This window comes from Bacteroidia bacterium (assembly GCA_033391075.1).
Lineage (GTDB): Bacteria > Bacteroidota > Bacteroidia > J057 > J057 > JAWPMV01.
The window spans coordinates 145,550-168,812 of record JAWPMV010000005.1; the positions used below are offsets into that span (position 1 = coordinate 145,550).

The following is a 23,263-nucleotide window of genomic DNA, read 5'->3' on the forward strand; positions in this document are numbered from 1 at the left end:
AGTAGGCATTATTAAATGAATAAAGTCCGAGTATTATAAAAAGTACTCCTAGCAATTGTTCCATAATAAATTCAATATCTTAGGGAAGTTTTGAATTGAAACAATCTGTTCGTAATGGTAAGTAGAGGGCAAGGAGATTGCTTCACTTCGTTCGCAATGACAGGCTGATTTGCCTCCTCACTCGAGCTGTCATTGCGAGCTCTTATTAAAGAGCGAAGCAATCCCCTTGATGTTAATCATAGACTTTCCTAATGTGCAGCCTCCTTCAGTCCAGATAAAAAGGCTACCAAATCTCTGATCTCTCTTTTTGTCAGGATATTTCCCATTGCAGGCATACTGGAAGGAACATTGATCCTTTCGGCTACCTTATTTTTCGGGACTTCCCTCATATCATTTTCTGCCACCCGGATGGTGAGACTTCTGTTCGTCTCTTTCATTAGCACTCCTACCACTGGCTCTCCTTCTTTCAACCTTAAGGTTACAACTCCAAAACCGGGCGCATAGGCGGCACTGGGATCAATCATGGACTCAAGAATCTGTTTTTTACTCAATCTTTTACCCACATCGGCCAGTCCGGGGCCAGCATTTCCTCCAAATTCAAAGACTGCATGACAGCGTACGCATTGGGCCTGCTCATGTCGATAGAAAACATTTCTTCCTCTTCTCGCATTTCCTCCATACAGAGTTTCCTCATATTCTGCCAGTAGCCCCTCTCCTTTAGAAGCATGATAAGCCTTCAATTTCTCCATGAGTTGAGGATTGTTTTGGGTTTCTACGGCTTCCACCACATCCAAACGTAAATCTCTCGCTACCCTCCCTCTGATCAAATCATTGAGGGGCTTCTCTAACGCTTTTATCGCTGCTTCGCTATTATAAGTCGCGAGGGCTGCAAGGGAAGCCATCTTTTCTTGATTAGTCCCTTTGGCCAATACCGAGCTAAACAAATCAACTGCTTTGGCCTCCTCAATATCGGATTCAGGTAAAATACTAAGGGCTGTAGACCGTACTGCATTGTTCTTGCTACCCAGAGCGAGTTCAAGCGCCTCATCCAGTCTACTTGCTTTCAAACTTTTCAAGGCCTGAAGAGATGCTACCTGGACATCTTCTGTTTCCTCACCTTCCAAATGGTCAAATAACATAGTCTCAACTTCCTGTAATCCCAGTTTCGCACTCGCAGCGATGGCTGCAATACGAACAGCTTGTTCTTCGTCTTTGAAAAGCTCCTTATACAAAGTTTTGAACTTATTTACGACGGGCAAGCTATCTCTTACTACTTCTCCTCTATATCTACCATCTACTCTGTCCAGAACTGAAGGCCTGGCAAAGCCCCCGAGAGTCGCTAAGGCTTCTGCTCTCAATTCAGGACTGGCTGAACCTCTTTGCACATAGTCTGCAAGGTTTTGTAGGTTTTTCTCTTTCCCGACCCTGAGGTTGGCATTTATGGCTCTGCGTATCAGGGCTTCATTGGAGAATCTTTCTTCATTCAGGATATCTGCCAGGGCAGGCAATGCCGCTTCGATGGACCAGTCATCATTGATGCCACGAGCAGCTTCTGTAACGATAAACTCATCTTTGTCCTGAAGGAAACAAACGATGCCCGGATCTTGCATTCTTCGGAGGGCAACGACAGCTGCAATTCTAAGAGCTGTAGAAGGATGATTGCATAAATCCACCAGGCCTTGAGAATTTTCTATGCGAGAAAGAGCGATGATTCCACCATGACGCAACCAGGCATCTTCATCATTATTTTCCTCCAACATATTCAGAATTGGATCAAAGGCTTTCTTTTCTGCAGTTCTGCCTAAAGCTTCCGTGGCAAAAAATCGAATACGCGGGTTTTGATGTTTAAGTAAAGAGATCAATTTTTCATTGGCTCCTTCATATCGGACATCCCCTAGAAGTTTGGCAGCCTGAGCGATTATTTCATCATCTCCATCATCAAGTAAGGGAACCAAAGCCCGAGCATAAGAAGCTTTCTTTCTGGCCATTTGAGCTATTCCCCAAATACCATGCACGCGTGCCAATTGATGTTCTTTTTGTTCGGTGGCCGAAACCAGGGTTTCGAATCCTTCATTTCCTCTTTTCACTAATTCGAATTGAGCTTTTTGACGGATGCGCATATCCTGATGTTGCAGTAGATTTGTCAATTCTGCTCCACTTCTTTCCGCCAGATTAGCGGTCATCAGACTTTCCGTTTCTTTGCGGATTTCAGAATCAGCCCCCTCAGCTACATCCAATTTCCAAATGCGCCCTTTGTACTTTGTCGTCCATCCATCGATCCAGTCTCCAAAATATAAAGCACCATCAGGACCGAAATCCAGACCGGTAGGCAGTAAGCCACTTGCAATAATTCTTGTGCTGTCCAATTCAAAAGATGCGCCCTTAGGTTTTAGGGTAAAGGCATGTATAGGAGAACTGGCTGGAGTACCTCTGAATTCTGATATGAAAAAGTGATTATACCATTCTTCTCCTAATGCAGTACCGGGATTGTAAACCATACCGGTAGGTCCATTGACGTAGTTTTGGATACAGGGTAAAATATAAGCAGGTTGATCATCCCATCGCGGAATATTTAATCCCTCATCCATCCAGACCTTGTAGCCATTATTTTCAGGATCTGTGTATTTCCCGAATTGCCAATTGGTCCGCCAGCCGGTATCCGAGCCATTGATCAGGTAAACCAGTCTTTCTCTTTCGCCTCTATGGTCTCCATCATTGTCTTCAGAGATAAGGTTCCCATACTGATCAAACACAAACTCATGGGTATTTCTCAAGCCGCGGGAATAGACTTCAAAATTACTTCCATCAGGATCAGCCCTGACGATCACTCCCTGATTGGGATATTTCCAACGTTTGCCTTCCTTATCAAGCACATTCATGCCTATATCTCCTATCCCCCACCAAATGCGTCCGTCAGGTCCCATTTTCGCTCCAGACATTCCGTGAGCACCAAAGCCAATGTGTACCGCAAATCCATGACTGATAGATTCACGGGTGTCTGCAATTCCATCTCCATCTATATCTTCTGTTCTCCAAAAATCGGGGCCAACCGGGATATAGACTTTCCCATCAAAAACTTCTACTCCATTTGCCAAATCGGTTATCTCTTCATGGAAATCTTCGATATACATTTGTGCTCGATCCGCAATTCCGTCTCCGGAGGAATCTTCCACAAACCATATTTGTTCCTTTTCTACGGTAAGGTCTCGCCAATCAAGGGTACTATCCTGGTTGAGATCTTTGAGAAATCTTTTGCCCTGTTCATTTTCTTCGGCGAATGTTTCCCTTAGGAATTTTCTCCGGTCTTCCACACTCTGCCAGGAAATGGATTGCGTCATCCAATCTCTATGTCCACGAATGTCAAACTCAGAATTTGTAAGGCGGTTAGCTTTGCTGTAAAAGATTCTGCCCTTATCATCGATACTAATTGCGATAGGGTCTGTCATCAAAGAATCAGATGCCCATAGACTCAGTTCCAATCCGTCTGCAATTTCGGCGGCAACTTCTCCTCGGATCTCTTCTGCGATTTCAGCAGCTCTACTATCCTCTAGTTTCAATACTTTTCTGGGGTAAGTAAATCTTTCTAATTTCTTCTCTTCATTGCATGAACTAAAGATTGATAAAGTGATCAATCCTGCAATGAGAATAGCTATTTTTTTCATGTGCAGTGTAGTGTAATGTATATAGACGGTTTTTTAAACCTTTGATTTTTTCTCTTCTATCAGACTCAAATCTGCTTTATGTAAATGGTCATACCAATTTACTTTGAGGAAATATGTTCCCAGCAGGAATACCAGAAAGGCTATCCAGAAAGGTCCAAATTCCTTGATCATAATATAGATTGGCATAATGGTTAATGTCATTTGCCAGATTATACCGACAATCACATTTAAAGAATCTCTGCCAAGGTCATTATTTGGTTCAAAGCCAGGATCATCTCTTTTGAGGTCCTCAATAATGGGGTTCCAAAATCCCCAGGGTCGGGTTTGTTTGTAGAAGCTTTTAAGTACTTCACGATTATCGGGAGGACTAATAAAAGTACCAAGGATACATCCACCGAATGAGAAGGCAAGGATAATGGGGAAAAGATAAATAGCAGAGGTATCCGGAAACAAACCAGGGACAAAAGTAGCGGCTATCAATCCCGCCAACATGCCGAGAAAATATCCAAAGCCATTGAATCGCCACCAAATCCACTTCAATACATTTGCGGCAGCATACCCTCCATAGAGAGCTGAAGTAATCCAAACGGTCAGTGCATTAATCGAATCGGCAAAAAATCCGCCAAATACCCCTATTACAACCAGGATAAGAGAAGAGATATAACTATAGCGAACATAGGTTTTGTCGGAAGCATGGGGATTGATGTACTTTTTATATAAATCATTTACCACATAAGCCGGAGCAGAATTGATAAAGGCGGCAAAAGTACTCATGAAGGCCGCCAATAATCCAGCTAGCAATAAACCTTTGAATCCTACTGGAACGAATCTCTCAATTGCGAGGGGAAGTACGGTTTCAAAATCGATATTACTCCCCATAGCCTCAAATTCAGGGATCAGGAAAACCAGTGCGAGTACGGTAAAACCTGTAACCATCAAGTATCGCGGGAAATACAAAACCAACATGGTAAGCCCACTCATTTTAGCAGCCTCTGAGGGCGTACGAGTTGAAAGAATTCTTTGCATGTCATAACTCGGTACTGGACCTGCCAGACTGGCAAAGATGCCTTTGAATATCATCATCATGACCAGATAGCCAATCAATTCGAAGCCATCCTGATCAATTTTATCATTGACAGAATCCAGGTATCCTGTCCAATCCAGGTTAAGCTCCCAACCAAAAAATAGTTCTTTCCAACCTGCGGGAACTGCTTCTGAAATTTGATCAGCACTCACACTTGTAAAAGCGATATAGGCAATCACCAGACAGGAGATGGTCATAATTACAAACTGTATCACCTCGGTAAGTACCACGCTATACATTCCCCCTTTGATGACATACAAAGTGGTAATAGCGATAATGAGCATCGCATAGGATTCTGCCGAACTAAAATTTAAAGAAGCCAGACTAAAAGACAGATCCCAGGGGAAAAATATTTCGGCGAACTTCCCAATTCCGACAAAGAAATAGGCGATGAATCCAAAGACACTTATGATTGCAAATACGGTAACGATAATGTGTGAAAGTCGAGCTCCTCGTTCTTCACCAAAGCGATGGGTGATCCATTGGGCTCCTGTCATGACATTGGACCTTCGCAGCCAGACGGCAAGGAAGACCATGACAAATACCTGATTCCAGACGGGCCAAAGCCAGGGAATCCATGCACTTTTTAATCCATAGACAAAAAGGATGGTGACTGTCCACATAGTCCCTGAGATATCAAACATTCCCGATGCGTTTGAAAGGCCCAGGAAATACCATTTTATTTGATTATCCCCTAAAAAATAGGAATTTAGATTTTTGGAAGCTTTCTTCGAAATCCAAAAGCCAATGAAGATAGTGAAAATCAGGTAGGCAAGGATTATGCTTATATCGATCGGATGTAGGCTCATGTAGTAGCAAGGAATTTTCCTTAAAAGTATGCATAAATATGGATATTAACATTCCCTGGGAAGATCGGCCGGAGGGATTCGGCGATATTTTGTGGAGATACTCCCAAAATCCGGTTATCGGCCGATATCATATACCTAGTTCGAATAGCATCTTCAATAGTGCAGTCGTTCCATTCGGAGAAGGATTTGCAGGAGTTTTTCGCTGTGATAATCGCAGTGTCCAGATGAATATCCATGCAGGATTTAGTAAAGAAGGGCTCAATTGGGAAATTGAGGATACCCCTATCCAAATGCAATCAGACCATCCGGAGATTCTCCACTCCAGTTATAAATACGATCCAAGGGTCTGCAAGATTGACGATAAATATTGGGTGAGCTGGTGCAATGGGTACTATGGTCCTACTATCGGCATTGCGTATACCTATGACTTCAAGACTTTTCATCAATGCGAAAATGCCCTTTTGCCATTTAACCGAAATGGTGTTCTTTTTCCTCAGAAAATACAGGGAAAATATGCTTTGATCAGTCGACCCAGTGATAATGGACATACCCCTTTTGGAGATATCTTTCTGAGTTATAGTCCTGACATGAAATATTGGGGAGAGCATCGAATGGTCATGCAGGTTAGTCCGTTTGAGGAAAGTGGATGGCAGAGTTTAAAAATTGGAGCGGGTCCGGTTCCCATTTACACAGAAGAAGGTTGGCTCTTTATTTACCATGGAGTGATCAATACTGCCAATGGGTATAGATATTCGATGGGAGCGGCCATCCTCGATTTGGAAGATCCCTCAAAGGTCCTCTACCGTAGCCGACGTTATTTACTCGCCCCTGCAGAATTATATGAATTGACTGGCGATGTTCCCAATGTAGTCTTCCCTTGTGCAGCCTTGCAAGAGGGAGATAAACTAGCCATTTATTATGGAGCGGCGGATACCGTTACCGCTTTGGCGTTTGGCTATGTATCTGAGATTCTGGCCTTCATCAAAGAACATAATTTCTAAGAAAGTTTGGCTTGTATTCCATCTCTCAGGATTCCAAAGGCCTGATCTAATTCCTTTTTAGTTAGAGAAGCAAATCCCAAGCGACAAGCATTTTGTTTTTTCCCGATTTCATTGAAGATGGTTCCGCTGGATAGAAAGAGTCCGCGTTCCAACAAGTCTTTACTCAGTTCTATCAAATTGAGTTTCTTATCAAACTTGGTCCATATCGCCATACCACCCGCCGGTTTTCTAAAACTGAGATAGTCAGAAAATTCCTCTTCCAGAATCTGGCAGGCATAATCCCTTCTTTCCTTATATAGTTTCCATGATTTCCGCAAATGTCTCCGCAAACTTCCGTCTTCGATCAGATCTCCCATGCTTTGCTCTAGCACGATATCCCCTTGGCGGTCTATAAGGCGTCTCAATTTGGGAAGTTCTTTAATTACCCGTTTGGGAGCCACCAAATACCCCACCCGAAAAGCTGGAGCCAATACTTTGGTGAAAGATCCCAAATACAAAACCCGATCTTTTTGTTCGGCACTGGCCAGGGGAAGAATCGGGGTGTTTTTATAATGGTAGTCATAGTCATAATCGTCCTCTAAAATGAGGAAGTTGAATCGCTCTGCCAGACTTAGTAGTTGAATTCTTCGCTCAGGACTAAGGGTGACGGTCGTTGGATGATGGTGATGGGAGGTTAGGTAAATGGCCCGGATTTTTTCCTTCCGACAAAGCTCTTCTATAGCCTCCGTTTGCAAGCCATTTTCATCCACAGGCACTTTCCTCAATTCTGCTCCGAAATGTGTGAGAATGGTATTTGCCGTTTGGTAATTGCTTTCTCCTACAATCACTTTATCTCCCTTCCTGACACTAACCAAAATAGATAAGTGAATGGCCATAATCGTCCCCCGGGTAATCATGATGTTTTCTTCATCTATATTTAGGCCCCTGCTTTCATTCAAAAGTTTCACCAAATGCTCTTTCAGCTTTTTGTTACCAGCTGCATCCGTATAGGTCAGTCTTTTCTTATGAGCTAAGTGCCTCATATTGCGCGCATAAGCCCTGGCCAATTCATCTATAGGTGCAAGCCTGATGTCGGGAAGACCATCGTCAAAAGAAAGAGGATGCTCAAAGGAATAAGGTGCCGAAAGTTCCGGGTATTCATAGAATGAAAATGCTTCTTTCCCTGAACCTTCATATGTATCCCCTTCCTGCCAATTACTAGGAGTGGAAACAGGCAGGCTTTCAACCACGAAGGCGCCTTTATTAGGAATGATCTCTATCCAACCTATAGCTTGTAATTCCTCGAGGGCCTTTACAACTGTATTGCGGTGGACATTGAGGCTTTGAGAAAGACTTCTGGAGCCGGGAAGCTTAGCAGAAGGCTGCAATTGACCTCGCTGAATAATCAGGATCAATTGATTGACAATCTGAAGGAAAACCGGATGATTGGAGTTCCGATCTAATTTGATAAGATTTTTATAAGGCAGCATATCCGGACTATCTAAGTTATAAAAACTGGCATACGTGAGGGTACCGGAAATCTATTAGCTTTACTTCATAATTGCAAATCAGCCACTCTAAGAATTCAAATAATATGTCTGATTCTTATTCAATTGATAGTAGAAATAAAGTAAAGCGAATCCCCAAACGCGGGCATTATGACCGCGAAACTGTCCATCAAATCCTGGATGCAAGTTTCCTTTGTCATATCGGATTTGTGGTAGATGGACAACCTTATGTGATTCCAACTTCTTATGGGAGAAAAGGAGATACCATTTATCTGCATGGGGCTAGTACCAGTCGGATGATGGTAAATCTTTCAGAAGGAATCCCGGTTTGTATTACGGTTACCCATTTTGATGGGCTGGTATTGGCCAGGTCTGCTTTTCACCATTCCATGAATTATCGCTCAGCTGTTGTATTCGGTACAGCCCATTTGGTGGAAGGGGAAGAAAAAGAAGAAGGACTTCGCATTGTATCTGAACAAATACTTGAAGGTCGATGGGAAGAAAGCCGTGGGCCTAAAGCGAATGAACTGAAAGCAACCACAGTATTGAGGGTAGACATAGATACGGCCTCAGCCAAGATCAGAACAGGTGGACCGGGCGATGATAAGCCGGATTACGAGCTCCCCATTTGGGCAGGAGTCGTGCCAGCCAAAATCGTTTATGGCCAACCGGAGGCTGATCCCTTGCTTACAAAAGGGATTCCTCTAGCTGATAGTGTGAAGGATTTGCTTAAAGCTGAGTAATTTTCTCTAAGAACAAGACCAATTCGCTATTCGCAAATAGCGAATTGACTCTGCTAATCTCCTTAGCTTTTCTATCATCACCCACGAAACTTGCTGCTATCCAGCGAGTAGAAACGCTCTTTCCATGTGTACTATTGAGCAGATTATCAAGCAATTGCATAGCCTCTTTTTCTTTACCCAGCTTTCTCAAAGCTACTAAAGAGGTGAGATTATGGATGTTTGAACGCTCAGGATGCTGCATCGCATAGGCTGCGCAAGCTTCCCAATGAGCCTTGGCTTCTTTTTCTTTGCCTAGGCTCTCATAGGCATATCCCAGGAGGTAGTCGGAGATTCTTTCATCCGGATCAAAGGGCTTACCAACGCCCAGATTCTCCGGCCATTGTTTAGAATCAAGCAGTATTTTTATTGCTTTTTCAAAAGCGACTTTTGCCGCCTTTTTATGGCCTTTCTTTTCAAGCAGTTCCCATGCGGCATAATGATGTGCTCGCTCATAGAGTCTTCTGCCTGCGGATGCTCCTTCAAAAGGAAGTACCTGCAGGCTTTTCAATTGTGCAATGGCCTGTTGATACAAGCCCGAATTGATCAAAGCTTCCGCATAATCCATTCCTACTGCATAATTATTCGGAAACTCTCTATGGGCTCTATCCGCCATTTTTAGGGCTTCATCAGCCGGTTTATTTTGCTTCAAGTAAAGGTTTAAGCTCCTCCAGTTTCTCCAATCTTCTTTACCTACTTCAAAGGCCCTTTCCAAATCCACATACGCGTCTTTATCTCTCACTTCTTTCAGGATATGAGCTCGACTTTGATAAAAGGGAGCAAAATTGATCCGCGATTCTCTAGCATCTATGCCTTCCAAGAGATCAGCAGCTTTTTCTCCCCTGCCCAGACCCCATAGATTCAAGGCCAAATAATAACGAGATTTCCAATGCGTGCTTTGCTCATTCATCCACCTCAAGGCGTTTAAACTTTCTCTCCTATAGGGAAATACCAGAGCAGGATCAGCACGCTCTATCTTCTCTGATTCTCCTTCTACTCCCAGAAAAGCTCTCCATAGATGGATCATCGGATGATCAGGCGCCAAAGCCAATAGCTGTTTGCACTCTTCCAACTGTCCCTTGTTCCAGTAATTGATCGCTAATTCCAGAAAGGTCTGATAGCGCAATTCTGATCGATGCTTTTTCAGGAATCTCTCCCTTGCCATTTCATTAGGATTATTGAGGAAACTTTCAAAAGCCAGGAAATGATTGAGTGGATCCATATCCTGAATTTGTTGATGGCTTGTTTTCAGTAACTCATTATTTCCTTCCTTTCGAGCCAAAATTGCCAGCACTTCCCATGCATGAATATTGTAGCGGTTAAAGTCCAGGGATTTCCCTGCATAGCTTGTGGCCTTTTTATGCTTTCCTTCGCTGAGGTATATTTCGGCCATTTGTGCATAGGCATTTGACCGAAATGCCAGGGATCGAGCAGCCCATCCAAAAGCTTCCTTTGCATTGAGTTTGTCTCCTTTTGCCCGATAAGTAATTCCCGCCAGGTAATTGGCCTCTGGATGATAAGTGTCAATTTTCAACACCTTGTGAATATGCTTCAAGGCTTTCTTATAAGATGCACTACGGAAATTGAGCTCTGCCATAGCCAGATGAGTTCCTATGTGCTGCCCTTCAAGTTCTAAAGCTTTGTGAAACTTCTCTTTGGCTAAGGAGAAGTTTCGATATTTCATCTCTTCCATTCCTTGTCTATAGAGTCGCTCAACAGAATTAAGGACCGGGCGATCCTTATCACTATCAAAAGAACGCTCTATCAGTCTATCATCAGGATCACGGGTGTAATGTAGATCCCATTCTGGCAGCTTAATTTCAAAGTCTTCTCCTTCCAGCTTAAAGGATTGCTTGAAGACCTCCATTGCTTTAAGTTTTAGTTTTTGTGATTTCAGAATATTCCCATTTTGTAGCACAGATAAATTGGCTTCAGAATCCTGGAAAGGGTGTAAAGCGATATTCAGCATCCCCTTTTCTACACTTACTGCCATAGCAGCATGTTCTGATACATCAGACAGGCCTCCGAGTTCTTTTACCGGAAACCAAAGTTCCGACCAGATATCGTGTCCGTGTGCCTCAAAGTTTGCCTGGGTGACAGGATTGACATGAGCGCCAGGGGAATACTGAACAAAGAGGCGGCCTGCCTGGAATTCGATATACTGTCCATCCGTATCAGTGAGCAGGTCTTCCCAAATGCCTCCGGAACGAGACAAAGCCCACAACCACAATTTTTGTCCGGGGATAGCTTCATATTCTCCCCAATGCCCAAAGCCATATCCGGCATCATGGTAGTAACCGCCAAAAAAGTCATTGAATTCGCCCACAACATGATAAGACTTACTAGGCCCAAAGGCATTTTCCTTATACTTTGACAAATCTCTTCCCATGGCATCATAGGGCCATGATTTGGCTTCTCCGGGATGTGTCAGGTATTGATCTCCTGGTGTGTAGAATTCAAAATCCTCTCTTGCAGGAGCAGCAGCCGTCATCCAATTGTAATAAGCCTGGCTAATTGGACTGGGATTGTACCAATGAACTTTGGTTTCAAAGAGGGCTTTATCTTTGGGTAAAATAATCTGCACACGCCATTGAGTACGTGAGGGTAAGTCGATATTGCCGACGGTACAACTAACACTGCCATCTGGGTGTTCTTGCATCACATAGTCCACAGGAGTAGCCGTTGAAGGATGATGCCCGATTATGCCGAAATTGAATTCTATTCCGCCGGATGTCCAGGGGCCACGCATAGAAATATTGCGAAATTTCATCACTTCATTTCGGTAGATAAATTCTTCTCCTGTGGTTTTGTCGATTGCTCCCCATACCTTACCTCCCACTTCTGGAAGGACATAAACTTCGACCAGATCATTCTCCAGTTTTACCACCTTCCATTCTTTATCTACAGCCTCTGAACTATAGCCCTCGTATTTGTGATAGGGATAAATTTTGGGATTGGAGGTCAGAATGGGAATAGGATCAGGGTCTGAAAAAGGATAGGTCTTAAGCGTTCGAACTTCTTCCGTAATTTTTGCATCCTGAGCCTTGATACTCAGACTGAGAAAGGAACAAGCGATTCCTAAAAGATATGGCAGGAAAGTAGTAGCATTCATTGATTCAATATTTATGCCTGTGAATTCCGTGTATTTAGTTTTTCTTCTGCTTCAAGAGTGAACGAATATTTTTAAATCCTCCTACAGCTACTATTCCTGTAGCCAGGATATACCAAATGAGGCTGGATGCAATAAGAAGGAGCCAAAATATTTTCATATCTGCACTTATTATTCTGTTTGTTTTCCGAATCGTCTTTTTGCGTGGGAAGCAGCAATCATTGCCAGGGCCGTCAGAAGATAGGTAGCAATCCCGGATTTATATGGGCCTATTTGTTCGGCCAAGTCTGAAGTGCTTTCCATTTGCTGCAAAAGCAGAAAACTGATCGGAATAATACTTCCAACAAAGATGGCAGCCATCGCCCCCCAATTATTTGCTTTATCCCAATAGCAAGCAGCAATCAAAATTACTGACATACTCGCCAAATAAATCGTGCCCGTAACCTGCATATATACCCATAGATCTCCTTTTAGAGGATACCACAATCCATAGAGAAGTAGAAAAATCCCTATGCCAGCGACCAACATACGGTTTACATAAAGGCTCTTTTTTTCCGACCACTGATTTTTGTGAAAAGGTTGAAGTATGTCATTGTAAATAACAGAGCTCCAGGCTAATAGATAAGAAGAATTGGTTGACATATCGGCAGCTAACATAGCAGCAACAACAATTCCCAATAAGCCTATAGGAACTTTAGCTGCAATCAGCTGAGGCATTGCCAGAATATCCTTTTCTGGTAATTCTCCGAGCTCGGAAAAGTAGTAAAAGGCAGCTATCCCAAAGACTGCGGGCAGAGCAAAACGAACGATCCAGTAAGGAGCAGTTCCAATATAGATTTTCTGGGCTATTTTGGCATTTTTCGCTGCCAATACCCTTGCAATAATGGTTTGCCAGGTAAGGATCACTGCAAAGGCAACAAGAAAATCAAGTATAACTCTATCCCAACCATACTGTCCATCAACAAAGGGATTGAAGGCTGGGGCTCCATAGCTTTCTTCTAAATGCAAGACCAGATTTTCCCACCCAAATCCAAAAATGAATAAGAGGCTTACGGAGATCAAGCCGATATTCATCATAATGAATTGCAGATAATCTGTAACCAGTACAGACAGCATTCCTCCGAGTATAGTATAAACAGCTACTATCAAGAGCAATGCCGTCATCAATATTTCCAGATAGGCTGTATCTATTCCCAGAACCAGGGTTAGGAAATCTCCTCCCATTCTGAGAAATACTCCCATATTTAGTAATCCTCCCAAAACAATGACCAGACCACTGGCCCAGCGAACCTTGCTGCCAAATTTCTGTTCAAATAACTCGGGGATGGTTATAACTCCCTGCTCTCTGAGCGGTTTTATGCAGAAGCCTGTCCAGCCTACCACAAACATCGCCAAAGCCAGAGCAATACCCGGAGTGATCCCTGCGAAACCGTATTTGTATCCAAGTTCGGCATTGGCCATACAACTTACGATTCCAAACTCAGTAGCCGCCAAAGAAGCGATCCCCAAATACAGATCAACTTTCCGACCTGCAAGTAAATAGTCATTTACATTTTGAACGTACTTTCTGACCCATATACCAAGCGTCAAAGTACCGATGATATAGAGGACTAAAATACTTCCGTCAATATAGACATTAAAATTGCTCATCAGGGATTAAGTATTGGATCAAAAACAGAAAGCTAAATCCGTCTATTCCAACAACTTAATTGTTCCAAAAGAGGATGGAATATGAAAATCAGGGGTTTCAGAATCAGGCATGATCCAGGAAATCCATTTCACCTTAATTTCCTCCTCTTCCTTTACATATTCACCCCGATACAAGCCGGCTTTTAATATATTCCCATCTTTCATTCCCAGCATCTCCAGTGATTTGATACTTATTGCTCCTTCCAGGATATATCCTCCTTTATAAAGAGAGGCATAAATCTGTATCCCACCTTCCGGCCAATTCCAATCTGAATCAATATTTCGATGGTATCTGCCTTCAGAGTCGTACATCCTCCCAAGCGCATCCATTTCGAGTGAATAGTAGGGATTCATCTCATCATCTGATTTGAAAAAAATCTCTACCCGATCTGAAGCTACTGCCTGCATTTCAAGAGAAAGACTGCTATCCATTTGGGTGATTATATCCGGATCCTGGGCATTATACCGGAAAAAGAAATAGTCCTCATTCCAGAGGGCACGAAATTCTGTCTCCGGTGCTGCTTCTTCTCGCCAGGGGTAAGAGAAATTTGTCAGACTATTGGCTTCTCCCCAGAGAGGATCGTCGCCCCGGCCGCTAAGCAAAACCCCTTTGGCTTCTGTCTTTTTGACCAGATAGACATTGGGATCGATTTCCTCACAGGCAAGAAATGGCAGGAATAGCAGGAGTAGGTATTTCATAGTAAAGGATGTAGCTCAGTACTTAAGATCGGTCTAAAGATTCAAATATCCAATCAGCTGGTATAGAGGCTTGAAACAATGATTTTGAGTTTTTCCAAGATGAGTTTGCTGATTTTCTCTCCTTTTGCTTTACTGGCGAAAGATGGATCACCATAAACGCCTCCCGGAGTCATTTGCTTCATGCTGCGAAAAAAGGAAGCTTGTGATCCATAAATCATATCTCCTTCTGCCCAATCAAAAGTTGGCTGATTTTCTTTGGGTTTTACCTTATCCAAATGGACCAGCTCAGGAGCAATTTGCAGCATCAGAGAGGTTTCGAATTCTCCGGCATGGCCAGCTCCTCCCCGCCCCGATTCATTGAGCGCTTTCAATTCTTCTATCGCCAATTTCCACCAGGTAGCAAACACCAGATTGATATCCGGATTTCTATGCCCAAATATTTCAAAGAAACTCTGTCCTATTGCCTGATTACCGCCATGGCTGTTCAGGAGAATCAGGTTTTTGAAACCATGGCGAACTACAGAGCTCGCAATGCCTTTCAATTGTGCCAGCAAAGTTTCATGAGGCACTGATAGTGAACCTGCGAAATCCAGATGATGCTCAGAACAGCCAATCTGAATCATCGGAAGAATAAGCACCTTATCTGGTATGGCAGTATGTAAAAGTTGGCAGAAATGCTCTCCGATCATACGATCAGTTGCCAAAGGCAAATGAGCCCCATGCTGCTCAGTAGCTGAAACTGACATGATCACCGGAATCCGCCGATCCAGTTTATCGATCTCATAGGTAGTCAATTGATCCCAATACATATTATTTCTTTAAAGCCCACATTTCAATTTCAACTAAAAGAGTCATTAGCAGCGGAGTCTGAACAGCCGTTCGGACCGGGAGAGGAGTACGAAAGTAGGTTTTATAGACTTCGTTGAATCGAGGCCAATTGTCCAGGTCCGTCAGGTATACATTCACCTTAAATACATCATCGAGCCCAATGCCTGCTGTCTCCAATTGCTTTCGACAATTTTCCAGGGTAGCATGTGCCTGGGTTTCAATATCCTCTCCTATTACAGTCCCTGAGGGGTCAATAGCAGCCTGTCCTGATATGACAACCAATTTTCCCGGATTTACTTCCAATACAGGAGAATAAGGTCCCGCAGTTATATGCTGGGAAGCTCCTTCCGGAGTTTGAATACCTGGTAAAGGAGAGTTTTGTTCCCATCCCATAGGATATGGCATATAACCGGTGAATCCTGCAATTTTCCATTTCCCTTCTTCTTTGATGCATCTATACAGGGTTTGCCAGTTCAAGCGAGTTTTACTCCCATCTTTTTTACTGATATAGCCATCAAATTTTTTATGAATGAGAGCTACCGCTCCCTGAATTTCAATATCTCGCATTTGGGTTGCCTCATACAGGGCTTTCTCCGGATCTTCAGCCCATTCTTCCTGGCCAAAATCTTTTGCCTGCTTTAGCCATTCAGTTTTATAGGCTTCTAAAGTTGGGAAACTGATTTTCCAGCTATCAGGATTGTGTTTTCCCCCGGCATCAATTCCCACAAAATTTTCAGGGATAAAATCATCAGCGACCATTTCCCAACTTTCTTTACAAAAGGCAATGATGTCTCTTTCTACCAACATATGCCATATTTGGTAGCGATCGGGATCTGATTGGGGAAAGGGGTTTTGGTAAAAACTCATGAATATTCTTTTTCAGTTTGAAGGTAATGTCTGATAGCATCCATATCGGGTTCAACTCCTAATCCTTTCCCTTCCGGGAGATAGACATAGGGAGGCTCTATTTTCAGGGGTTCTTTCAACAAATCATGGCTACGTATCAATCGACCAAATATATCTCCAGGCCAAATACAAGATTCTGCTGCCGCACAGGAATGCACATACATGGCTTCAAGAATTCCCAGGTCTATCTCCGATCCATGCCAGGAAGGAAGACCTGCTGCATGGGCAATATGGTCGAGTCTTTGGAAGTTGGCCAGACCGCCATTGAAGTTGAAACCGTCAACAGCTGCATGTTGAATGGTTTGTATGCTGTCTTTGATTCTTTGGCCGTGAAGGATGTAGGGCAATGAAACGTGCAGGACAATGGGAACCGAGCTAAAATTGCGCAATCTTGCATATTCGTCCAACATCCATCTGGGTAAGGGATCTTCCAGACAAAGCACATTGCCCACCTCTGCCAAAGCAGCAGCTCGCTTACGCACTTCTCCCGGATATAGCCAACGTTCATTGGGGTCGAGTATGACCTGCATGCCAGGAGCTGCTTCATGTATCGCTTTACACCAGGCTTCTACATCATCGTCCAAATCTGTTTTGAATTTCACACAGTCATAGCCTTGCTCCGCAAAGCCTTTCGCCAAATCTCCAATTTCCCCTAACTCCCGATGACTGGACCAGGCTCCTACACGAATCTTCTCTTGCACAGGCCCTCCCAGTAGATCAACGACCCTCAAATTATGGGCCTTTGCATAAGCATCCCAAATCGCGCATTCAAAACCATCGTATTCCCGGCAAAAAGTAAAGGGAAGTTTCTGTAAGCTTAAATTTCGGATATCCTGTCCAAGCAAAATATCTATGATACTTTCTAGCTGCTTCCAATTATGATCCCGGTACAATTCTCCCCAACCGACAATTCCATTATCCAATTCCATCCTAAGGATCAGCTTGGGAAGTTCATCAAACTGCAAACTCCAGCCGGATTTAGCGCCTACTGGCAGTTTATGCAAGGGTTTGTTGATGGTCTTGCTTTGAATACTGCCTGGATGAGCAGGAACAATGACCTCATAGCAATTGAAGCGCTTTATCTTCATAGGTGCATGATTATTTTCCTTCAATGAAATCTCGATTATGCAGCATAATGGTCGTTCCGGCATCCACATATAAGGTTTGTCCTGTTACGGATGCGCTCATTTCAGATATAAGGAAGGCAGCCACATTTCCGCAGTGTCTCGGAAGAATAGGTTCAGGAATGGCTTGCTGATAATTGACAAAATCGGATAGATACTGATCGGGGTCTTCGTTCCAGTTCTTGATCAGCTCATAATTCTGCTCTGCATGAACCAGACCTGGCCCTAGCGCATTTACCCGTATACCTTCCTTGCCGAGTTCATAAGCCATTCCTTTGGTCAAACCTTCAACTGCATTTTTAGCACTACAGTAAATCGCAAAACCCGGTTGGGTGGAATAAGCATGGACGGAAGAAATATTGACGATGCTAGCTCTTTTGCCTTTTCCTATCAATTGCCGCACAAAAGCTCGAGAAACATACCATACGGCTCGGATATCGATACTATATAATCTGTCAAAGTCCTCAGGTTCAGCCAGATGTGCTTTCTTACTTAAACCAACTCCCGCATTATTTACCAAAGCTGTGATGGTACCCACCTCAGCTGCTATTTGAGCAAACATGGCATCCACTTCCTCATCTTTGCTGATATCAGCTACAATGGCGAGGGCATTGGGATATTTTTTTGCAGCTTCTTGAGCTTTCTCAGCATCTACATCATTGATGATGAGTCTTGCTCCCATTTCGGCAAGCACCTCGCAAACTCCTCCTCCCACTCCCCATCCTGCTCCGCCTGTGACAAGTACACTTTGATTAGCTAAGTTCATGTTGTTTTGTTTATGAGCGATTACATGATGCCAAATTTTTTAAACGCTTCAACAGCTCCCATTCCATTGATGATGGCTTTTTGCACCAACTTCTCCCCTTCTGCTTTCTCGATAGCGAGTCGAATGATTTCTTCCTCAGCCTCTTGCGGAATGATGCATACTCCATCCCGATCTCCAAAGACCAAATCCCCTGGCTTGATCTTAACTCCATTCATTTCAATTGGAACCCGGAAGTCAATCACCTTGCCTCTCGGCCCCTGGTCTTGTGCATAACTGCCATAGGAAAAAGTTGGGAAATTAAGATCTAATATGCCATTTGTATCTCGGACATAGCCATCCAGGACGGCACCTGCTGCACCTAGTTTGAGTGCCCTTGTGCTCATGAGTTCGCCCCACAAAGCATAAGTCGGAGAAGATCCCGTACAGATATATACCTCATGCCTTTTGAGGTCATCCAGTGCCTCCAGCATCAAGCCAAAAGATTTTTGCATAATTGGGTTGACAGAAGCAGAGGAAATTTCTTCGAAACAATCCGCTTCCAGTACTGGCATAGCACGCCCGACCAAACGCATGTCTGAACGTAAAGGCTGGATTTTAGGACTGAGAAATTGATGAAGGAGGCCCAATTTATCCATTACATCTCCGATTACGGCAGAGAATAATTTCTCCTTCATAAGCAGGATGAGCTCTGAATCATTTTTCCAAGCGTGCATAGTAGTAGTTTTATATAGCTTTCTCCTGCTTTTTAAGGCAGGACATTTTCTTTTCTGTATCTCTGTACCTTCTTTTCACAAAAAGGCAGCTACAGATCATCGGGATTTTTAAGCAAGTCTTCCATTCCTAGCCTTTAACCAAATCCTTAGAGGGAGCGGCAATGAATCTTGAACTTGCTTATACTTAAAGTTAATCTTTGCTCATTTCCCCATTGGTCATTCGCCAAATGCCAAGCGGATTAGCACTTTTCAAGGCATCGGGTAAGAGGAAATCAGGAAAATCCTGATAACAAACCGGTCTGGCAAATCGATTGATGGCATTGGTTCCTACGGAAGTACTTTGAGGTGCAGTAGTTGCTGGATAGGGTCCCCCATGAACCATAGCATGACAAACCTCTACGCCTGTCGGATATCCATTGACAATGAGACGGCCGACTTTCCTTTCCAATAAAGCAAAGAGGTCTGCATATTTTCTGAAGTCTTCCTCTGTACCATGAACCGTTGCAGTCAAGTGCCCTTCCAGATTTCGGGCAGCTTCCATCATTTCCTCTTTGGAGGAACTTTGGACCAGCAAACTTGAAGGACCAAATACTTCTTCTGCCCATTCCTGTTTCCCATGAAAATCATTCATTTGGGTGAAGAATACCTGGGACTTTACTCCTGCTGTCGTTGCCGTTTCTTTGCCTGTTGCCAAGGTTGAAATCTTGCTTTCTCCTGCCAGGGCATTTGCGCCCTTTTCGTAAGCCGATTTAATTCCAGACGTCAACATAGTTCCGGCTTCTATATCTGAAATACTGGCTACCAATTCATTTTTGAAGACTTCGGTGCGCGTATTATCGGGCAGGAATACCAGGCCGGGATTGGTACAAAATTGTCCTACCCCCAGATTGATAGAACCCGCCAGCGATTTAGCGATATTTTCTGCCTGGGCTTCTATTGCTCCTGGCAAAAGAAATACAGGATTCGTACTTCCCATTTCTGCAAAAACGGGAATAGGAACCTCTCTTTGATTCGCTATATCAAACAAAGCCTTTCCTCCTCTAAATGAACCCGTAAATCCAATGGCATGGATCAAGGGATGTTTTACCAAATAGCCCCCTACTTCATGACTTGCTCCCTGAACCATAGAAAATACACCTTCCGGCATACCTGTTTTCTGGGCTGCAGAAATAATCGCTCTTGCCACCAATTCTGAAGTGCCGGGATGTGCAGGATGACCTTTTACAACAACTGTGCAGCCGGCCGCCAATGCAGAAGCTGTATCTCCACCCGCTACTGAAAAGGCTAAGGGGAAATTGCTGGCGCCAAATACTCCTACAGGTCCCAAAGGGCGCATCATATGGCGAATATCAGCTTTAGGAATAGGCTGGCGATCAGGAATTGCTGTTTCTATTCTGGCATCTACCCATGAACCTTCTCTAACAAGCTTTGCAAAGAGTTTCATTTGGTTCATCGTTCTTCCTCTCTCTCCCTGAATACGACCTTGTGGTAGCGCTGTTTCGGCCATTGCCCGCTCAACCAAAGTATCTCCTAATGCTAAAATTTCATCTGCTATTTGTTCGAGGAATTTGGCCCTTGCTTCCGGCTGAATATTGCGATAGGCAGGAAAAGCTTTCTCAGCAGCTTTTACGGCTTCATCCACTTCACTTTCTGTAGCTTCTGAAAATGCCGTTGCTAAATTTTCTCCGCTTTTGGGATTTATTCCATAGAATTGCTGACTACTTTTTTGGGAAGTCTGATTGCCTATGAATTGAGTACCAAGTAGATCCATGTGTAGATTTCTTTATATATATTTTTGAATAATCTCTGTGAGTTCTTTTTCCTCGGCTAATATACGCTTACAAAGGTATAATTGGGCCTTTGCGCGCTGAAGATTTTGGCCGGCGAAGTGGGTTTTATAATAAATGTCTCCCTCTAGGTAATCAGTGAGGAATCGAATGCCCATCAAGTAAGCAAATAAAGCCCCGGAAACTGCCAGCAATTCGATTTCCTTTTCGCCTAAACTTTCCCGAGTCTCAGCTAAAAAACCAGCAGCGAAAGCTTCAAAGCGTTCCATATCCAACACTATCTTTTCCAAATCTTCTTCATCTTCCGGAGCGGTGCAGACTGTGGTTCTGATTCCATCTCCAAAATCATAATGCACATAGCCCGGCATGACTGTATCCAGATCGATAACACATCGACCCTTACCTCTTTTCGTCAGAAGCACATTATTGAATTTGGTATCATTGTGGGTAACCCGCATGGGTATGAGCCCTTGCTCTCCTGCCTTCTGAATTCGGGATACACTTTCTGTAACCGAAAAAGCATAATCAATGAGCTCTTTACATTCCTTTACCCTATTCACTTTATCCTCCTCAACAGCTACCCTAAGATTTCTTATTCGAAAGCCGACATGATGAAAATCAGGAATGGTATCAACCAGCTTTTCAACCGGAAAATCCGCCAGGCTTCGCATAAATATCCCAAAGGAACGGGCTCCTTCAAATATTTGTTCAGGGGTTTCTGCAATATCATAGGAAATCAGTTCACTTTTGAAATCAAACATTCGCCAATAACATCCTTCTGAATCTCTGACAAAGGGTTTGCCCTTTATACTTAAGATTACTTCCAGACTTTCCTGATCACTCTCTTTAGCAAAAACCTCCTCAAGATGCTGACAAACCAAATGGATATTGTTCATCATCCCATCCACATCTTTGAAGATATGATGGTTGATCTTTTGGAGCAGGTAGTCTTTGCCGCAGGTGTCTTTATTTATTAGGCGAAAAGTTTCATTGATGTGCCCGCTACCAAAAGGAAGAGCTTCTTTTATCTCTCCCTTGATCTGAAAACAGTTGATCAATGATTTTATATCCATCTGAAAACGTGTTGGTGTGTTGGCGTGTTGGAGTTGAATCGAAGATTGACGCCGTACTCCAAAGCGCCAATACGTTTATTCTAAGTGTTTAAGCAATTCCTCTGCGAATCTTTTTCCTAATTCTAATTGTCCTTCGGTATTATAATGGACTTCGTCTTTATTCTTTGCCAAACCTTCTGTTTCGATCATATAAACAGCCTCCATTTCATCTGCAATCCTTCTTTGGGCTTCATTTACAATATCAAGTGCCGCATACCTTTCAATTGGCGGATTGACCCGGGCAAAAATAATCGGAAGTTTTTCTTCTCCCAGTCTTTTTCTGACTTCTTCTATAAACTTTTTGAAATTGACATAATAATCCTTTCCAGCTTCTGGAATACGGGCATCCCGCTCTCCTTGCATCCAGAGTAAAGCCTTGACCTCAGGATCATGTAAATTTCGTATGCTATCGATGTAGTGGAAGAAGGTTTTGAACATATTCCCAAAGCGTTCATTGCCTGTGATTTTGGCCTTTTCCTCCGAATATTCAGGTGCCCAATCCAGGAGGGAAGATCCTCCTATGGCATATTTCAGAAAGAATACAGGCTGATGATGAATGGGCATTCGGGTGGACATTTCCTTGATCAGGCTTTTTTCCGGTCCAAATTTCTTTACAATGATGTCCCCATTCCCATTCATCCCATAGTTGAGGTAATGCATATCCATTGGATAGGATTCCTGGGCTTCATAGATCCCCTGTCCAACCATGTTGGACTGTCCGCCCATTAGAATCAACATAGGCTCAGGCGAAGCAGATTTTACCGTATCTCCTCGGATATAGCCCACATATTTCCGCCAGGCGACAGATCGGATATCACGTTTGGATGCGATTGACAAAAACAGGGGATCTTTGCTGAAATCTGCTTCTTTAAGCCCTTTCGTATTGTCCATATTTACTCCCAAAGATTCCGCAATTATCCGAGCCATGAGTAGATGTCCTTCCCTGCTGGGATGTATTCCATCCTGTGCATAGCTGAAATTTGCCTTTTCTTTTCTCTTTTCGGCTATTCGCTCATTCATTTTCGAATGAAGATCAATCAGTTGAAGTTTCTCTCCGGACAAGCTATTGAGATAATCTACATAATCTCCCAAGACCTGGTCGTAATCCTCAAAGGGCGTTTTATATCCAAATTCAGCTGCGTCTTTAGCGACAAGTCGACTCCTAATCGGGAGTTTGTCAAAGGGAGGAGGACTGATTAACACCAATTCTGCTCCCCGGGCAGCTACTTTTTCTCTTAAATCCTGGATACCTGATTGAAAAGCTTGCATTCGATCATGGGACTGGGGATGATAAATCCCATCATTCATCCCATAACAGGCAAATACTACGTCTGGCTGAATCTCTGTCAATGCTCTCTCCAATCTTTCCTTCAAACAAGGTCGGGGAAAGGGATGATCGGGCTCCGTCAGGCAAGAAACTGTTTCACTGGATAAACCAATGCTGATTATGTCTGTCTCTAGCTCCGGATAATTCTTTTCCAGGATATAGCTGAGGTAATCCACATAATAGCCCGCTTGGGTAATGCTATTGCCAAGAATGAGAACCTTTTTATCCTTGAAATAGCGGTCTATCGGATCTTGTTTGTCCTGACAGGAAAAGAGAAGGACTGACAGGATCAGAATCAGGGAAACGTAATTTTTCATGAATGAATTCATTGATTTGGGCTAATCAGTGTATTAGTGTTGTAGTTTTGAAGTTTGTAAAAGG

General features: G+C 43.4%; 17 protein-coding genes and 1 pseudogene. 2 read left to right on the forward strand and 16 right to left on the reverse strand.

What is annotated here, in order from left to right; all coding sequences use genetic code 11:
- Nucleotides 1-248: 248 nt before the first annotated feature.
- Entirely contained in the window at nt 249-3,662 is a 3,414-nt protein-coding gene (locus R8P61_36200; GenBank protein MDW3652577.1) for a c-type cytochrome, read from the reverse strand.
- A 33-nt stretch (nt 3,663-3,695) separates the two neighbouring features.
- Entirely contained in the window at nt 3,696-5,555 is a 1,860-nt protein-coding gene (locus tag R8P61_36205) for a sodium:solute symporter family protein (GenBank protein MDW3652578.1), read from the reverse strand.
- A gap of 32 nt (nt 5,556-5,587) precedes the next feature.
- Between R8P61_36205 and R8P61_36210 the strand changes: the two genes are divergently transcribed.
- Complete coding sequence (locus tag R8P61_36210) at nt 5,588-6,556, forward strand: glycoside hydrolase family 130 protein (protein MDW3652579.1); 969 nt, start codon at nt 5,588-5,590, stop codon at nt 6,554-6,556.
- On the opposite strand, the gene R8P61_36215 is transcribed toward R8P61_36210, so the two are convergent.
- Nucleotides 6,553-8,025, reverse strand: a complete 1,473-nt coding sequence (locus R8P61_36215; protein ID MDW3652580.1) for a PLP-dependent aminotransferase family protein — start codon at nt 8,023-8,025, stop codon at nt 6,553-6,555. The genes R8P61_36210 and R8P61_36215 overlap by 4 nt on opposite strands.
- Before the next feature lie 104 nt (nt 8,026-8,129).
- On the opposite strand from R8P61_36215, the gene R8P61_36220 reads away from it, so the two are divergent.
- Nucleotides 8,130-8,786: a pyridoxamine 5'-phosphate oxidase family protein gene (locus R8P61_36220; protein ID MDW3652581.1), complete on the forward strand. Its 657-nt coding sequence runs from the start codon at nt 8,130-8,132 to the stop codon at nt 8,784-8,786.
- On the opposite strand, the gene R8P61_36225 is transcribed toward R8P61_36220, so the two are convergent.
- From R8P61_36225 to R8P61_36285, 13 genes and pseudogenes are all read right to left on the reverse strand, one after another.
- Nucleotides 8,773-11,934: a DUF5107 domain-containing protein gene (locus tag R8P61_36225; GenBank protein ID MDW3652582.1), complete on the reverse strand. Its 3,162-nt coding sequence runs from the start codon at nt 11,932-11,934 to the stop codon at nt 8,773-8,775. The two genes, R8P61_36220 and R8P61_36225, sit on opposite strands and share 14 nt — an antisense overlap.
- Nucleotides 11,935-11,968: 34 nt before the next feature.
- Nucleotides 11,969-12,091, reverse strand: a complete 123-nt coding sequence (locus R8P61_36230) for a hypothetical protein (GenBank protein ID MDW3652583.1) — start codon at nt 12,089-12,091, stop codon at nt 11,969-11,971.
- A gap of 11 nt (nt 12,092-12,102) precedes the next feature.
- On the reverse strand, nt 12,103-13,581 hold the full coding sequence (locus R8P61_36235) for a sodium:solute symporter family protein (protein MDW3652584.1): 1,479 nt from the start codon (nt 13,579-13,581) through the stop codon (nt 12,103-12,105).
- Nucleotides 13,582-13,623: 42 nt separating this feature from the next.
- Entirely contained in the window at nt 13,624-14,319 is a 696-nt protein-coding gene (locus R8P61_36240; GenBank protein MDW3652585.1) for a carbohydrate-binding family 9-like protein, read from the reverse strand.
- A 53-nt stretch (nt 14,320-14,372) separates the two neighbouring features.
- Nucleotides 14,373-15,128 carry a creatininase family protein gene (locus R8P61_36245; protein MDW3652586.1) on the reverse strand — a complete coding sequence of 252 codons (756 nt, stop codon included), beginning with the start codon at nt 15,126-15,128 and terminating at the stop codon, nt 14,373-14,375.
- A 1-nt stretch (nt 15,129) separates the two neighbouring features.
- Complete coding sequence (locus tag R8P61_36250) at nt 15,130-15,552, reverse strand: Rid family hydrolase (GenBank protein MDW3652587.1); 423 nt, start codon at nt 15,550-15,552, stop codon at nt 15,130-15,132.
- Nucleotides 15,535-16,014: pseudogene (locus R8P61_36255) on the reverse strand (hypothetical protein). The gene R8P61_36250 and the pseudogene R8P61_36255 overlap by 18 nt, the downstream one beginning before the upstream one ends.
- The gene (locus R8P61_36260) at nt 16,011-17,141 is read right to left on the reverse strand and encodes a mandelate racemase/muconate lactonizing enzyme family protein (protein MDW3652588.1); all 1,131 of its coding nucleotides are present in this window, start codon (nt 17,139-17,141) and stop codon (nt 16,011-16,013) included. Before R8P61_36260 ends, R8P61_36255 begins: the two are co-directional and overlap by 4 nt.
- Before the next feature lie 10 nt (nt 17,142-17,151).
- Nucleotides 17,152-17,943 carry an SDR family oxidoreductase gene (locus tag R8P61_36265; protein ID MDW3652589.1) on the reverse strand — a complete coding sequence of 264 codons (792 nt, stop codon included), beginning with the start codon at nt 17,941-17,943 and terminating at the stop codon, nt 17,152-17,154.
- A gap of 20 nt (nt 17,944-17,963) precedes the next feature.
- Nucleotides 17,964-18,656: an RraA family protein gene (locus R8P61_36270; GenBank protein MDW3652590.1), complete on the reverse strand. Its 693-nt coding sequence runs from the start codon at nt 18,654-18,656 to the stop codon at nt 17,964-17,966.
- Between the two features lie 190 nt (nt 18,657-18,846).
- Nucleotides 18,847-20,427: an aldehyde dehydrogenase (NADP(+)) gene (locus R8P61_36275; protein ID MDW3652591.1), complete on the reverse strand. Its 1,581-nt coding sequence runs from the start codon at nt 20,425-20,427 to the stop codon at nt 18,847-18,849.
- 12 nt (nt 20,428-20,439) lie between these two features.
- Nucleotides 20,440-21,516 (reverse strand): aminoglycoside phosphotransferase family protein, encoded by a 1,077-nt coding sequence (locus R8P61_36280; protein ID MDW3652592.1) that lies wholly within the window; start codon nt 21,514-21,516, stop codon nt 20,440-20,442.
- Between the two features lie 75 nt (nt 21,517-21,591).
- Nucleotides 21,592-23,199: a sialate O-acetylesterase gene (locus R8P61_36285; GenBank protein MDW3652593.1), complete on the reverse strand. Its 1,608-nt coding sequence runs from the start codon at nt 23,197-23,199 to the stop codon at nt 21,592-21,594.
- Between the last annotated feature and the right edge of the window lie 64 nt (nt 23,200-23,263).

Bases quoted from the DNA above. Each gene is read 5' to 3' on its own strand.
- R8P61_36200 (MDW3652577.1), bottom strand. From the start codon at position 3,662: ATGAAAAAAATAGCTATTCTCATTGCAGGATTGATCACTTTATCAATC.
- R8P61_36205 (MDW3652578.1), bottom strand. From the start codon at position 5,555: ATGAGCCTACATCCGATCGATATAAGCATAATCCTTGCCTACCTGATT.
- R8P61_36215 (MDW3652580.1), bottom strand. From the start codon at position 8,025: ATGCTGCCTTATAAAAATCTTATCAAATTAGATCGGAACTCCAATCAT.
- R8P61_36220 (MDW3652581.1), top strand. From the start codon at position 8,130: ATGTCTGATTCTTATTCAATTGATAGTAGAAATAAAGTAAAGCGAATC.
- R8P61_36225 (MDW3652582.1), bottom strand. From the start codon at position 11,934: ATGAATGCTACTACTTTCCTGCCATATCTTTTAGGAATCGCTTGTTCC.
- R8P61_36230 (MDW3652583.1), bottom strand. From the start codon at position 12,091: ATGAAAATATTTTGGCTCCTTCTTATTGCATCCAGCCTCATTTGGTAT.
- R8P61_36235 (MDW3652584.1), bottom strand. From the start codon at position 13,581: ATGAGCAATTTTAATGTCTATATTGACGGAAGTATTTTAGTCCTCTAT.
- R8P61_36240 (MDW3652585.1), bottom strand. From the start codon at position 14,319: ATGAAATACCTACTCCTGCTATTCCTGCCATTTCTTGCCTGTGAGGAA.
- R8P61_36245 (MDW3652586.1), bottom strand. From the start codon at position 15,128: ATGTATTGGGATCAATTGACTACCTATGAGATCGATAAACTGGATCGG.
- R8P61_36250 (MDW3652587.1), bottom strand. From the start codon at position 15,552: ATGCCATATCCTATGGGATGGGAACAAAACTCTCCTTTACCAGGTATT.
- R8P61_36260 (MDW3652588.1), bottom strand. From the start codon at position 17,141: ATGAAGATAAAGCGCTTCAATTGCTATGAGGTCATTGTTCCTGCTCAT.
- R8P61_36265 (MDW3652589.1), bottom strand. From the start codon at position 17,943: ATGAACTTAGCTAATCAAAGTGTACTTGTCACAGGCGGAGCAGGATGG.
- R8P61_36270 (MDW3652590.1), bottom strand. From the start codon at position 18,656: ATGCACGCTTGGAAAAATGATTCAGAGCTCATCCTGCTTATGAAGGAG.
- R8P61_36275 (MDW3652591.1), bottom strand. From the start codon at position 20,427: ATGGATCTACTTGGTACTCAATTCATAGGCAATCAGACTTCCCAAAAA.
- R8P61_36280 (MDW3652592.1), bottom strand. From the start codon at position 21,516: ATGGATATAAAATCATTGATCAACTGTTTTCAGATCAAGGGAGAGATA.
- R8P61_36285 (MDW3652593.1), bottom strand. From the start codon at position 23,199: ATGAAAAATTACGTTTCCCTGATTCTGATCCTGTCAGTCCTTCTCTTT.